The sequence below is a fragment of the Citrobacter sp. Awk 4 genome (assembly GCF_028069725.1).
Taxonomy (GTDB): domain Bacteria; phylum Pseudomonadota; class Gammaproteobacteria; order Enterobacterales; family Enterobacteriaceae; genus Citrobacter_D.
In genome coordinates this window covers 35,805-49,183 of record NZ_JANEWG010000019.1, presented here as the reverse complement: position 1 = coordinate 49,183, position 13,379 = coordinate 35,805, and the positions used below count along the sequence as shown (strand labels likewise).

Here is a 13,379-nt window from a genome sequence, read left to right as displayed (position 1 = left end):
TGGCCGGATAGTTTGGCAGGATGGATAACGCAGGACAAGGGAAGAAAACTGAATAAAAAAGGCCCGACAAGCGGACCTTTTTTATTTTACTCACCGGATGGCGTTTCGCAATGATCAGGCCTGCGCATTGGCTGGCCTGATTTGCATCAGATCTTTTTAAAGATCAACGAGCCGTTGGTGCCGCCAAAGCCGAAGGAGTTACACAACGCGTACTCCATTCCGCTGACCTGACGCGCTTCGTGAGGAACGAAGTCCAGATCGCAACCTTCATCTGGATTATCCAGGTTAATGGTCGGCGGAACAGCCTGATCGCGCAGCGCCAGGATAGAGAAAATAGACTCTACCGCGCCAGCTGCACCCAACAAGTGGCCGGTCATGGACTTGGTGGAACTGACCATCACACGGGTCGCCACATCACCAAATACCGATTTCACGGCCTGAGTTTCAGCTTTATCACCTGCCGGTGTGGACGTACCATGCGCATTGACATAGCCAATCTGACCCGGTTCGAGTGCCGCATCACGCAGCGCGTTGACCATCGCCAGCGCCGCACCTGCGCCATCTTCCGGCGGTGACGTCATGTGATAAGCATCGCTGCTCATACCAAAGCCGACAACTTCAGCATAAATTTTTGCGCCACGCGCTTTCGCATGTTCGTACTCTTCCAGTACCACCATGCCTGCGCCGTCACCCAGCACAAAGCCATCACGTTCTTTATCCCACGGGCGGCTTGCCGCTTGCGGGTTTTCATTGCGTGTAGACAGTGCACGAGCTGCGCCAAAACCACCCACGCCGAGCGGGGTACTGGCTTTTTCAGCACCACCCGCAACCATCGCGTCTGCGTCGCCGTATGCAATGATACGCGCGGCATGACCGATGTTGTGTACGCCAGACGTACAGGCGGTAGCGATAGAAATGCTTGGCCCACGCAGGCCATACATGATGGTCAGGTGTCCTGCCACCATGTTAACAATCGTCGACGGGACGAAGAACGGGCTGATTTTACGCGGCCCACCGTTTACCAGTGAGGTATGGTTTTCTTCGATAAGGCCGAGACCACCAATACCGGAGCCGATCGCGGCGCCAATACGGGTTGCGTTCTCTTCCGTCACTTCAAGGCCAGAATCCTGCATGGCCTGAACGCCAGCGACAATTCCATATTGAATGAAGGCATCCATCTTACGCTGTTCTTTGCGCGAGATGATGTCATCACAGTTAAAATCCTTTACTAAGCCAGCAAATTTAGTTGCATAGGCGCTAGTATCGAAATGGTCGATCAGGCTGATGCCACTCTGACCGGCAAGGAGAGCTTTCCAGGTAGACTCTACGGTATTGCCGACAGGAGACAACATGCCCAGTCCGGTCACAACTACACGACGCTTAGACACGGTTGTCCTCCAGGGAGGGAAAAATGATTCTAGTGGGACAAAATAAAGATAAAACTCAGGCGGTCGAGTGACCGCCTGGAGATGTTCACTTACGCCTGGTGACCGTTGATGTAATCAATGGCAGCCTGAACGGTGGTGATTTTCTCAGCTTCTTCGTCCGGAATCTCAGTATCAAACTCTTCTTCCAGAGCCATTACCAGCTCAACGGTGTCAAGAGAATCTGCGCCCAGGTCTTCAACGAAGGAAGCATTGTTGGTTACTTCTTCCTGCTTAACGCCCAGCTGTTCGCCGATAATTTTCTTAACGCGTTCTTCGATAGTGCTCATACTCTTAAATTTCCTATCAAAACTCGCTTTCGCGATGGTTTTCGTAGTGTATAAAATGTTGAAAAATTTGCAACTAAATCCCGGCAGGTCTTACCACGATTTTACGTTATTTTGAGGCCATTCGCTCTAATAACGCAAATCTTTTTCATCGTGATTAAACCATGTACATTCCGCCATTGACGTGCAGAGTCTCACCAGTGATGTAACTTGCTTCGTCAGAGGCTAAAAATGCAACCGCACTGGCGATTTCCTGAGCGCCGCCGAGGCGACCCGCAGGAACCTGCGCCAGAATACCCGCACGCTGATCATCAGACAGCGCACGCGTCATGTCCGTTTCAATAAAGCCCGGAGCAACAACGTTTACAGTAATACCACGGGACGCAACTTCACGCGCCAGTGATTTACTGAAGCCGATCAAACCCGCTTTCGCCGCAGCGTAGTTAGCCTGACCTGCATTTCCCATGGTACCAACCACAGAACCGATAGTGATAATACGACCATGACGCTTTTTCATCATAGCGCGCATTACCGCTTTTGACAGACGGAAAACAGATGACAGGTTGGTTTCGATAATATCGTTCCACTCATCATCTTTCATTCGCATCAACAGATTATCACGAGTGATACCGGCATTATTAACCAGGATATCGACTTCACCAAATTCTGCGCGAATATTTTCCAGAACAGATTCAATAGATGCAGGGTCGGTCACATTCAACATCAGACCTTTACCATTGGCACCTAAGTAATCGCTAATGGCCTGAGCGCCACTTTCGCTGGTTGCAGTACCGATAACCTTCGCGCCACGGGCAACGAGTGTTTCAGCAATTGCGCGGCCAATGCCACGGCTTGCACCGGTTACCAGCGCGACTTTTCCTTCAAAACTCATGGTTTTCCTCTTTTATTGCTCAAGCGCCGCAGACAGCGCCGCTGGCTCATTCAGTGCCGAGGCTGTCAGGGTGTCAACAATACGTTTTGTCAGACCAGTGAGGACTTTACCTGGGCCCACTTCATAAAGGTGCGTAACACCCTGCGCAGCGATAAATTCAACGCTCTTCGTCCACTGCACCGGATTATACAGTTGGCGTACCAGTGCATCACGAATTGCATCCGCGTCAGCTTCACATTTCACATCAACGTTATTCACGACAGGAACCGTCGGTGCGTTGAAGGTGATTTTCGCTAACTCAACGGCCAGTTTATCGGCTGCGGGCTTCATCAGCGCACAGTGTGACGGAACGCTGACCGGCAACGGAAGCGCACGTTTTGCGCCTGCGGCTTTACAGGCTGCGCCAGCGCGCTCAACGGCTTCTTTGTGCCCGGCAATGACCACCTGGCCCGGTGAGTTAAAGTTAACCGGGGAGACAACCTGACCTTCCGCCGCCTCTTCGCACGCTTTCGCGATAGAAGCATCGTCCAGACCGATAATAGCAGACATACCGCCAGTTCCTTCCGGTACCGCTTCCTGCATGAATTTACCGCGCAGTTCAACCAGACGAACCGCATCAGCAAAATTCATGACGCCAGCACAGACCAGCGCAGAGTATTCACCGAGGCTGTGCCCCGCCATCAGCGCCGGCGCTTTACCGCCCTGCTGCTGCCATACACGATAAAGAGCAACGGACGCCGTCAACAGCGCAGGCTGAGTTTGCCACGTTTTATTCAGTTCTTCCGCAGGACCTTGCTGCGTCAACGCCCACAGGTCATAACCCAGCGCCGCAGAAGCTTCTGCAAACGTTTCTTCTACGATGGGGTATGCTGCAGCCATATCAGACAGCATCCCAACGGTCTGAGAACCCTGACCAGGGAACACAAAAGCAAATTGCGTCATGTTTAATTCCTTATACTAGAAACGAACCAGCGCGGAGCCCCAGGTGAATCCCCCCCCGAAGGCTTCAAGCAATACTAACTGACCGGCTTTGATCCGCCCGTCACGCACGGCTTCGTCCAGCGCGCACGGTACAGATGCAGCAGAAGTATTGCCATGACGGTCAAGCGTAATGACGACTTTCTCTTCAAGATTGTCTGGATCAATCCCCAGCTTCTTCGCCGTTGCGGAAATGATACGAAGGTTCGCCTGGTGTGGCACCAGCCAATCCAGGTCGGAGCGAGAAAGACCATTGGCTTCCAGCGTCTCATCAACGATGCGCGCCAGTTCAGTCACCGCGACTTTAAAGACTTCGTTACCCGCCATCGTCAGATGAATCGAGTTTTCCGGATTCACACGATCGGCATTTGGCAGCGTCAACAATTCACCGTAGCGTCCGTCCGCATGCAAATGCGTCGAAATGATGCCCGGTTCCTCGGATGCGCTCAGAACAACCGCGCCAGCGCCATCACCGAAGATAATGATCGTCCCACGATCGGTCGGATCGCAGGTGCGTGCCAATACATCAGAACCCACTACCAGCGCATGTTTTACTGCACCGGATTTGACATACTGGTCGGCAACGCTTAAGGCATAGGTAAAACCCGCACACGCCGCCGCAACGTCAAACGCCGGACAACCTTTAATGCCCAGCATGTTCTGAATCTGGCAAGCGGCACTTGGGAATGCGTGTGTTGAAGATGTGGTCGCAACCACGATCAAACCAATTTGTTCTTTATCAATGCCAGCCATTTCAAGCGCGCGGTTTGCGGCAGTGAAGCCCATCGTCGCGACTGTTTCATTTGGCCCAGCAATATGGCGTTCACGGATACCTGTACGAGCGACGATCCACTCATCAGATGTCTCTACCATTTTTTCCAAATCGGCGTTAGTACGCACTTGTTCAGGCAGATAACTGCCAGTACCAATAATCTTCGTATACATGTACGCTCAGTCACTTTTCGGTTATATACCGCCACGTGCAAACTGCCGGTGCGTTAACAGCGAGACGACCACATCATCAGTTATGTGTTCGCGAATTCCCGCTTTTGCCACCTTCCAGCAATTCGAATCCGGCTGGGTATACAGATTCCAGGCGAGCGGCAATTCGCTGAGGAACTTGTCGCTGCACCGCCTGCACTGCCTGTTCAATCGCGACTGTAAATGCTCGCTGATTGGCCGCACCATGACTTTTGATCACCGTGCCGCGCAATCCTAACAGACAGGCGCCATTATACTGGTCGGGGTTGAGGTGACTGAATCGCCTCGTCAGGCTTTTTTGTAACCAACGTTTTAATATCAGCAGCCACCACGACCGTTTTTTGCCCTCACCCTGAGATTTCAGCAGTGAGAGGAACATTCTGACAACACCTTCCATTGTCTTTAATGTGACATTACCTGTAAATCCATCACATACCAGAACATCGGTTTTCCCCGTCAATAATTCATTAGCTTCAAGATAGCCGATGTAGTTGATGGAAGGGATTGTTTTTAGCACCACAGAGGCATCCCGAATACTGTCGAGACCCTTGGTTTCTTCTTCACCGATGTTAAGTAGCGCCACTCGAGGGTTGGTTATGCCAACCACCTCCTCCGCTAAAACGGAGCCCATAATGGCGAACTGCACTAACATCGTGCTGTCGCAATCCACGTTGGCGCCAAGATCCAGCACCACCGTTTTGCCCTTTTGCTGATGCGGTAACACCGTCACCAACGCCGGACGCTCAATCCCCTCAAGAGGCTTGAGCAATAATTTCGCCAGTCCCATCAGCGCGCCCGTATTACCGGCGCTCACACAGGCCTCAGCTCGACCTTCTTTCACCAGTTCCAGGGCCACACGCATAGAACTCCCGCGACTGGCGCGGATCGCTTGCGAAGGCCGGGCATCACTGGCAATAACTGACTGTGCAGGGATAATCTGCAGACGCGAACGTTGTTCAAAGTCAGCTTTGGCAAGTAATGGCGTGATTGTATCGGGATTCCCGACTAAAAGAAGTGTGAGTTGCGAATTAGAATTCAGTGCCTGCAGTGCTGCAGGCACTGTCACGGAAGGGCCAAAATCGCCCCCCATGACATCTAACGCCAGGGTTAGACGTGTCAAGATATCGTCGCCGCCCGGTTTGGCGTTTCCCCGCTCGCACGGGGAAATCCTCACTAAGCTTCATCACGCTTGTACTCTTCGGCGTTCGCACTACAAGCATACTGGCTGCGCTTAATCACCCCAGAGCATAGTGACTTGTGCTTTGGGGATCCACTCGCTTACCGGTTTCCTGAAAGGCGAAATCCTTTGAGTAACGCGTGATTACTTAGCGATTACCTTGCGACCGCGGTAGAAACCGTCGGCAGTGATGTGGTGACGCAGGTGTTTCTCACCAGAAGTTTTGTCTACAGACAGGCTGGTGACTGCGGTCAGAGCGTCATGAGAACGACGCATGCCACGTTTGGAACGGGTTGGTTTATTCTGTTGTACGGCCATGGACCTTACTCCTCAATTACTTACGCTTTAAGCTGGCTAATACGGCAAATGGGTTTGGTTTTTGCGCTTCATCAGGCAGTTCACCAAAGACCATGTCCGCCTCGGACACTTCACAGTGTTCAGAATCATGCACCGGAACTACCGGCAAGGAGAGGATAATTTCATCTTCTACCATTGCAAGCAGATCGATTTCACCGAATTCGTTAACCTCAATCGGCTCATACGCTTCCGGGAGTGCTTCAGCTTGTTCGTCAGAACGGACAGGACTGAAACAATACGTTGTGTGTACATGGTATGGAAACGGCTTCCCGCAACGCTGGCATTCGAGCGTTACCGAAACCTTCGCATCACCTGTAATAACAGCGAGACGTTGGTTATCGATAGCGAACGACATGGAGCATTCCACATCACTGTCCACACTGACTACAGAATCGGCGACGCGCTCTGCCAGATCGGAAGTAAAGATACCTTCGTAATCGAGGCGTTTTTGAGCCGTACGAACCGGATCAAGAGTCAGGGGTAATTTTACCTTTTGCATAGGGCGCGCATATTAACTTTGTAACGTCATATAGTCAAAGAAAAAGGCAACGTGCGGTTGCCTTTTGCCAATAATTCGCACACATTGCGAGTCACAGACTTAAAATCAATCAGGACAAGCCGTTGTGGCTCGCTTGAACGACCCGGCGCATAGTTTAAAATGGCTCACATCATTACGCTATATCTGGGGAAAAAAATATGCCGCAACTGATTCTCGCCTCAACCTCCCCCTGGCGTCGCGCGTTGCTCGAAAAACTGTGTATCCCCTTCGAATGCGCAGCGCCAGAGGTCGACGAAACCCCGAAGCCTGGCGAAACGCCGCGACATCTGGTGTTGCGTCTGGCACAGGAAAAAGCGCAATCTCTCGCCCACCGTTTCCCAAATCATCTGATTATCGGTTCCGACCAGATTTGCGTTCTGGACGGCGAAATTACAGGTAAACCGTTAACCGAAGAAAAAGCACGGCAACAATTAGCGAAAGCCAGCGGGAATATTGTGACGTTTTATACCGGGCTCGCGCTTTATCATTCCGCAACCGGTCACTTACAAACAGAAGTAGAGCCTTTTGATGTTCATTTTCGACATCTGAGCGAAGCAGAAATCGAGGACTATGTACGCAAAGAACGTCCATTACACTGCGCGGGGAGTTTTAAAAGTGAAGGGCTCGGCATCGCGCTTTTCGAACGCTTAGAAGGACGCGACCCGAATACGCTCATTGGTCTGCCGTTGATTGCACTGTGTCAGATGCTACGTCGGGAAGAGATGAATCCGCTGAAGGCCTAGTTGATTTGTCTGATGGCAACGTTAGAACGTCTTATCAGGCCTACAGCGGACATAACCCTGTAGGCCTGAAAAGCTAAGCGCCTTAAGCTTTATTGCGCAATACCTGAAGACAATGCTTCAGTTGGTTATCCATTGGCGCTTCGATACGTAACACTTCCCCGGTGCCGGGATGGGTAAACTTCAGTGCCGCAGCGTGGAGAAAGAGTCGCGATAAGCCTGTTCCCGCCAGCTGTTTATCAAACTCACGATCGCCGTAACGATCGTCAAATGCGATGGGATGCCCGGCATATTGGGTGTGAACACGAATCTGATGGGTTCTTCCCGTAACCGGACTACAGCGCACCAGCGTGGCAAACGCGTAGCGTTCTTCCACTTTGAAACGTGTCTCCGATGGCTTACCTTCCTGGTTTACCCGAACAATACGCTCGCCGCTTTGCAGAATATTCTTTAATAACGGTGCCTGGACCGTTTTGACATGCGACTGCCACTGACCGCGAACCAGCGCCAGATAATCTTTTTGCATCCCCTTTTCACGCAACTGTTCATGCAGCGAACGTAAAGCGGAGCGTTTTTTCGCTACCAGCAATACGCCGGAGGTGTCACGGTCAAGGCGGTGCACCAGTTCCAGGAAACGTGCTTCTGGTCTCAGCGCGCGTAAACCTTCAATCACACCGAAACTCAGCCCACTTCCGCCATGCACTGCCGTACCGGAAGGCTTGTTTAACACCAGAATGTGCTCATCCTCATAGAGAATGACATCGGCCAATGCCGCCACTTTTTGCAGATGCGGCGATACCGCCTCTTCTTCGCGTTCGGCAACACGCACTGGCGGAATACGCACCTCATCCCCGGCTTCCAGCTTATATTCGGGCTTGATGCGCTTTTTGTTCACCCGCACTTCGCCTTTACGCAAAATGCGATAAATCATACTTTTTGGCACGCCTTTAAGTTGCGTGCGCAAAAAGTTGTCGATTCGTTGCCCAGCTTCGTCTGCTGTAATGGCAATAATTTTTACGGATGGAGTCTCTGTTTTCATGGTGGGCGATTCTAAATAGCCATTGAGATTCGCGCCACTCATTTTTCTATGCTTATATTTACTTTTACACCCGTTCGCTCACCGTCCACTTCTTCATTTTGGCGGTTATTAAACCAATCACTCTGCAGAAGTGAAAAAACTGTGAGTAACCGGGTGATAAATGGTAAAAGTCATCTTGCTATAACAAGGTTAGCAATGGAATAATGAGCTGTTTCCGTGTTGAAACTTGCTAAAACAAGAACTTTTACGGAATAACCCATTTTGTCTGACCGATCATCAACGCAGCAATGGCGTAAGACGTATTGATCTTTCAGACAGTTAGCGGGCTGCGGGTTGCAGTCCTTACCGGTAGATAGGATCTTCTCTGGAGAGTAATACCCAGACTGTTCCCCTGATAATTGCGCTGTGTTTCCGTTTGAAATACAGGCAACCGACACTCTGCGCCTCTTTGAGCTGACGACAACCGTGAGGTTGGCGACGCGAATAGTCACGAGGCCATCGGTTCACACCCGGAAAGGCGTTACTTTGCCCGCAGCTTAGTCGTCAATGTAAGAATAATGAGTAAGTTACGATGAAAAGAATGTTAATCAACGCAACTCAGCAGGAAGAGTTGCGTGTCGCCCTGGTAGATGGGCAACGTCTGTACGACCTGGATATCGAAAGTCCTGGACATGAACAGAAAAAAGCAAACATCTATAAAGGCAAAATTACCCGTATTGAACCGAGCCTGGAAGCCGCTTTTGTTGATTACGGCGCTGAACGTCACGGTTTCCTCCCGTTAAAAGAAATTGCCCGCGAATATTTCCCCGCTAATTACAACGCCCATGGTCGTCCAAACATTAAAGATGTGTTGCGCGAAGGCCAGGAAGTTATTGTTCAGATTGATAAAGAAGAGCGTGGCAACAAAGGTGCTGCGCTGACCACATTTATCAGTCTGGCGGGGAGTTATCTGGTTCTGATGCCGAACAACCCGCGTGCGGGCGGCATTTCTCGTCGTATCGAAGGCGACGATCGTACCGAGTTAAAAGAAGCGCTGGCGAGCCTGGAACTGCCTGATGGCATGGGTCTCATCGTGCGTACCGCTGGCGTCGGCAAATCCGCCGAAGCGCTGCAGTGGGATCTGAGCTTCCGTCTTAAACACTGGGAAGCAATTCAGAAAGCCGCTGAAAGCCGCCCTGCGCCCTTCCTGATCCACCAGGAAAGTAACGTTATCGTGCGCGCTTTCCGTGACTATTTACGTCAGGACATCGGTGAAATCCTCATCGACAACCCGAAAGTGCTCGAGCTGGCGCGCCAGCACATCGCGGCGCTGGGTCGTCCGGATTTCAGCAGCAAAATCAAGCTCTACACCGGTGAAATTCCGCTGTTTAGCCACTACCAGATCGAATCGCAGATCGAATCTGCATTCCAGCGCGAAGTCCGTCTGCCTTCCGGCGGCTCCATCGTTATCGACAGCACCGAAGCGTTAACCGCTATCGATATCAACTCTGCTCGCGCTACGCGCGGCGGTGATATCGAAGAGACGGCGTTCAACACCAACCTGGAAGCGGCCGATGAGATCGCCCGTCAGCTGCGTCTGCGTGACCTTGGCGGCCTGATTGTTATCGATTTCATCGATATGACCCCGGTTCGTCACCAGCGCGCGGTTGAAAACCGTCTGCGTGAAGCGGTACGCCAGGATCGTGCGCGTATTCAAATTAGTCATATTTCCCGCTTTGGTCTGCTGGAGATGTCCCGTCAGCGCCTGAGCCCTTCTCTGGGTGAATCCAGTCATCACGTTTGCCCACGCTGTAGCGGCACCGGTACCGTTCGTGATAACGAGTCGCTGTCCCTGTCTATTCTGCGTCTGATCGAAGAAGAAGCGCTGAAAGAAAACACCCAGGAAGTGCACGCGATTGTTCCTGTGCCGATCGCGTCATACCTGCTCAACGAAAAACGTAACGCGGTAAATGCGATTGAAACGCGTCAGGATGGCGTTCGCTGTGTGATCGTGCCAAACGATCAGATGGAAACTCCGCACTACTCCGTGCTGCGTGTCCGTAAAGGCGAAGAAACACCGACCCTGAGCTATATGCTGCCGAAACTGCACGAAGAGGCAATGGCATTACCTTCTGAAGAAGAGTACGCCGAGCGTAAACGCCCTGAGCAACCAGCGCTGGCGACCTTTGCCATGCCAGAAGTTCCGCCTGCACCGGCCCCTACAGAGTCCGTGGTTAAAGCCACTGCGCCAAAGGCAGCTGCAGTGACCGCCGCCGCTACTGCTGCGCAGCCGGGTCTGTTAAGCCGTTTCTTTGGCGCGCTGAAATCCATGTTCGCTGGCAGTGAAGATGCGAAACCGGTTGAGCAAGAAGCACCTAAAGCGGAAGAGAAACCGGAACGTCAGCAGGATCGCCGCAAACCGCGCCAGAACAATCGCCGCGATCGTAATGACCGCCGTGATAACCGTAATGAACGTAGTGACCGCAGCGATCGTAACGAACGTTCAGAAGGCGGTGAAAACCGCGACGAGAACCGTCGTAACCGCCGTCAGCCTTCGCAACAAAATGCTGAGTTGCGCGACAACCGTCAGCAAACTGGCAATGACGTTAACGAAAGAGTCAAATCCGCTGATGAGCAGCAAGCGCCGCGTCGTGAGCGTAATCGTCGTCGTAGCGAAGACAAACGTCAGGCACAGCAGGAAGTTAAAGCGCTTAACCTTGAAGAGCAACCGGTACAGGAAGCGGAACAGGAAGAGCGCGTTCGTCAGCCTCAACCTCGTCGTAGACAGCGCCAGTTGAACCAGAAAGTACGTTACGGTGAGAGCGCAGCGGTTGATGTCGAACTGGCTGCCACTGCGGTCGTTGAAAATGTCGCGACTCACGTTGTAGAGCAGACAGCACCGGCTCAACGTACTGAGCTGGCGAAACTGGATCTGCCGGTTGTCGCCGACGCGACGGCAGAACAGGAAGAGAACAACGAGGCTCGCGACAACAACGGTATGCCGCGTCGCTCACGTCGTTCACCTCGCCATCTGCGCGTCAGCGGCCAACGTCGTCGTCGCTACCGTGACGAGCGCTACCCGGTTCAGTCACCGATGCCGTTGACTGTTGCCTGTGCTTCCCCGGAAATGGCGTCTGGCAAAGTGTGGATCCGCTACCCGGTTGTTCGTCCTCAGGATGCGCAGGTTGAAGAGCTGCGTGATCAGGAGATCGCACCGGTGGTAACCCAAACCGCCGCGATTGAGCCGCAAGTGGCAGCCGTAGAACAGGTTGTCGAAGCACCGATTCAGACCGAAACGGTTGCTGTCGAGCCGCAGCCTGTGGTTGTGGAAACCACGCACCCGGAAGCCATCGCGACGGCCGTTGATGAACAGCCGCAGGTTATCGCGCAAGCGGATGTCCCTGTTGCCGAGGAAATCATTGCTGAAGCAAACGCGGTGGAAGAAGTTCAGGAAACCGTAACGACCGAACCTGTAGAAGCTATCGCTGAACCTGAAGTGGTTGCAGGCGTAGCTGAACCTGTCGTTGTGGCGGCAGAAGCACCGAAAGTTGAGGTGATTGCGCCTGTTGCAGCGGCTGAAGTCGTTGCACCTGCTGAAGTCATTAAAGAGACCGCCGCTGTCGCCGTTGAATCTCGACCGGTACACCACCATGCCACTGCGCCGATGACCCGTGCGCCTGCGCCGGAATATGTTCCGGAAGCGCCGCGTCACAGCGACTGGCAACGTCCTGCCTTTGCTTTTGAAGGTAAAGGGGCTGCCGGGGGTCACAGCGCAACGCATCATGCGTCAGCGCAACCGACGCGTCCTCAGTCAGTAGAATAAGCAGACAAACCGCTAAAGCCGACCTTCTGGTCGGCTTTTTTTTATCTTCAATCTGAAGAATGCCGCAGTTTGTGTCCGCGAAACAGTAACGTTCGCTTTGCAGTTTTGCCTTGTCGCTACGCTATTCAGGCGAAAAAAAGCCCGCTCCGGGGTGATGGAGCGGGCAGATAAAACATACCCGGTTTCATGGTATGTTTTAAAAAAGGTTATCGGTTTAGCTGAAACAGTGACATGCCCTGCATATCGGTAAACGCTTTATAAGACGCCTGTAGCGCCGCCTGTTGCATCACATATGAAGAGATTGCCGCATTCCAGTCCACGTCGACCAGGTTGCTCATTTGCTGCGTCTGACCCAACGCGCGATCGCTTCCCAACGCATCCAGTGAATCAAGCTCCTTCAGTTGCGTTCCCAACTCTGCCCGCACTGTCAGCACGTTATTCAGCGAGTTTTTTAAACCCCGGTTGGTTTTATCAATCGCCGCCGACGCTTTATCTCTTGCCACATCATCCCCCGCCACCGGCGTGTTCAGTGCATCGATAGCGCTATCCAGCATTTTGAACAGACTGGTTTCAGAATTGCTGCCATCTGGCTCCGGCACGGCATTACTGGTGATTTTATTAAAAATCTGGTCACCAGTGTGGCCAATCACCATCGTACGGGAAGCATCAACCTGCTGGGTGACATTCTCATGCCCGCCGTTATATGCGCCGTCCGTCTGGGAAAACGGTGCGCTTTCAGTTTTATAACCGGCAAAAATATAGCGCCCGTTACCATCGGTACTGTTCGCCAGGTTCATCAGCTGATCGCGGATCCCCTGCAGGTCTGTCGCCAACGAGGCACGGTCATCATCACTTAACGTGCCGTTACCCGCACTGACGATTTTCTCTTGCGCACTCTGAATCGCCGTTGTCACCTGGCTTAACACATTCTCTTCCAGTGACACTTTCTGCGTGGCAAACGAGCGCGCCAGCGTGTACTGACTGTTCTGCGCCTGCGCCTGAGACAGGACAACGGCCTGCGAAGCGGCAATCGGATCATCCGACGGATTGATAACACGCTTGCCCGTGGACATCTGCTCGCCGTACTTCATCCATTCTGCCTGAGAATTGGTGATACCACGCATATTCTGCTGGTACATCATTTGGGTACTAATACGCATTTAA

General features: G+C 52.5%; 12 protein-coding genes. 2 read left to right on the top strand and 10 right to left on the bottom strand.

The features are described 5' to 3' along the window. Nucleotides 1-146 precede the first annotated feature (146 nt). The 8 genes from fabF to yceD all read right to left on the bottom strand — a co-directional run bounded on the left by fabF (nucleotide 147) and on the right by yceD (nucleotide 6,595). The gene (gene fabF, locus NNO04_RS10250) at nucleotides 147-1,388 is read right to left on the bottom strand and encodes a beta-ketoacyl-ACP synthase II (RefSeq protein WP_271444569.1); all 1,242 of its coding nucleotides are present in this window, start codon (nucleotides 1,386-1,388) and stop codon (nucleotides 147-149) included. Nucleotides 1,389-1,477: 89 nt separating this feature from the next. Then, a complete protein-coding gene (acpP, locus tag NNO04_RS10245; RefSeq protein ID WP_000103754.1) occupies nucleotides 1,478-1,714 on the bottom strand; it encodes an acyl carrier protein in 237 nt (78 codons plus the stop codon). 154 nt (nucleotides 1,715-1,868) lie between these two features. Next, a complete protein-coding gene (gene fabG / locus NNO04_RS10240; protein WP_271444568.1) occupies nucleotides 1,869-2,603 on the bottom strand; it encodes a 3-oxoacyl-ACP reductase FabG in 735 nt (244 codons plus the stop codon). A 12-nt stretch (nucleotides 2,604-2,615) separates the two neighbouring features. Beyond that, complete coding sequence (gene fabD / locus NNO04_RS10235) at nucleotides 2,616-3,545, bottom strand: ACP S-malonyltransferase (RefSeq protein WP_271444567.1); 930 nt, start codon at nucleotides 3,543-3,545, stop codon at nucleotides 2,616-2,618. A 15-nt stretch (nucleotides 3,546-3,560) separates the two neighbouring features. Further along, the gene (locus NNO04_RS10230) at nucleotides 3,561-4,526 is read right to left on the bottom strand and encodes a beta-ketoacyl-ACP synthase III (RefSeq protein WP_162378869.1); all 966 of its coding nucleotides are present in this window, start codon (nucleotides 4,524-4,526) and stop codon (nucleotides 3,561-3,563) included. A 76-nt stretch (nucleotides 4,527-4,602) separates the two neighbouring features. Beyond that, the gene (gene plsX / locus NNO04_RS10225; protein WP_271444566.1) at nucleotides 4,603-5,682 is read right to left on the bottom strand and encodes a phosphate acyltransferase PlsX; all 1,080 of its coding nucleotides are present in this window, start codon (nucleotides 5,680-5,682) and stop codon (nucleotides 4,603-4,605) included. Nucleotides 5,683-5,883: 201 nt separating this feature from the next. After that, nucleotides 5,884-6,057, bottom strand: a complete 174-nt coding sequence (gene rpmF / locus NNO04_RS10220; RefSeq protein ID WP_000290724.1) for a 50S ribosomal protein L32 — start codon at nucleotides 6,055-6,057, stop codon at nucleotides 5,884-5,886. Nucleotides 6,058-6,073: 16 nt separating this feature from the next. Then, nucleotides 6,074-6,595 (bottom strand): 23S rRNA accumulation protein YceD, encoded by a 522-nt coding sequence (gene yceD, locus NNO04_RS10215; RefSeq protein ID WP_162378867.1) that lies wholly within the window; start codon nucleotides 6,593-6,595, stop codon nucleotides 6,074-6,076. Nucleotides 6,596-6,792: 197 nt separating this feature from the next. Here yceD and NNO04_RS10210 point away from each other — a divergent pair, with 197 nt between their 5' ends. Continuing rightward, entirely contained in the window at nucleotides 6,793-7,377 is a 585-nt protein-coding gene (locus NNO04_RS10210; RefSeq protein ID WP_271444565.1) for a Maf family protein, read from the top strand. A gap of 82 nt (nucleotides 7,378-7,459) precedes the next feature. Here the strand turns inward: NNO04_RS10210 and rluC are convergent, their stop codons facing one another. Beyond that, nucleotides 7,460-8,413 carry a 23S rRNA pseudouridine(955/2504/2580) synthase RluC gene (rluC, locus tag NNO04_RS10205; RefSeq protein ID WP_271444564.1) on the bottom strand — a complete coding sequence of 318 codons (954 nt, stop codon included), beginning with the start codon at nucleotides 8,411-8,413 and terminating at the stop codon, nucleotides 7,460-7,462. 571 nt (nucleotides 8,414-8,984) lie between these two features. Between rluC and rne the strand changes: the two genes are divergently transcribed. After that, the gene (gene rne / locus NNO04_RS10200; protein ID WP_271444563.1) at nucleotides 8,985-12,215 is read left to right on the top strand and encodes a ribonuclease E; all 3,231 of its coding nucleotides are present in this window, start codon (nucleotides 8,985-8,987) and stop codon (nucleotides 12,213-12,215) included. Between the two features lie 206 nt (nucleotides 12,216-12,421). Here the strand turns inward: rne and flgL are convergent, their stop codons facing one another. Then, nucleotides 12,422-13,375 carry a flagellar hook-associated protein FlgL gene (gene flgL / locus NNO04_RS10195; RefSeq protein ID WP_271444562.1) on the bottom strand — a complete coding sequence of 318 codons (954 nt, stop codon included), beginning with the start codon at nucleotides 13,373-13,375 and terminating at the stop codon, nucleotides 12,422-12,424. Nucleotides 13,376-13,379 lie beyond the last annotated feature (4 nt).

Coding starts and splice junctions, on each gene's coding strand:
- rluC (WP_271444564.1), bottom strand. CDS start 8,413: ATGAAAACAGAGACTCCATCCGTAAAAATTATTGCCATTACAGCAGAC.
- fabG (WP_271444568.1), bottom strand. CDS start 2,603: ATGAGTTTTGAAGGAAAAGTCGCGCTGGTAACCGGTGCAAGCCGTGGC.
- yceD (WP_162378867.1), bottom strand. CDS start 6,595: ATGCAAAAGGTAAAATTACCCCTGACTCTTGATCCGGTTCGTACGGCT.
- NNO04_RS10230 (WP_162378869.1), bottom strand. CDS start 4,526: ATGTATACGAAGATTATTGGTACTGGCAGTTATCTGCCTGAACAAGTG.
- acpP (WP_000103754.1), bottom strand. CDS start 1,714: ATGAGCACTATCGAAGAACGCGTTAAGAAAATTATCGGCGAACAGCTG.
- rpmF (WP_000290724.1), bottom strand. CDS start 6,057: ATGGCCGTACAACAGAATAAACCAACCCGTTCCAAACGTGGCATGCGT.
- flgL (WP_271444562.1), bottom strand. CDS start 13,375: ATGCGTATTAGTACCCAAATGATGTACCAGCAGAATATGCGTGGTATC.
- NNO04_RS10210 (WP_271444565.1), top strand. CDS start 6,793: ATGCCGCAACTGATTCTCGCCTCAACCTCCCCCTGGCGTCGCGCGTTG.
- fabD (WP_271444567.1), bottom strand. CDS start 3,545: ATGACGCAATTTGCTTTTGTGTTCCCTGGTCAGGGTTCTCAGACCGTT.
- rne (WP_271444563.1), top strand. CDS start 8,985: ATGAAAAGAATGTTAATCAACGCAACTCAGCAGGAAGAGTTGCGTGTC.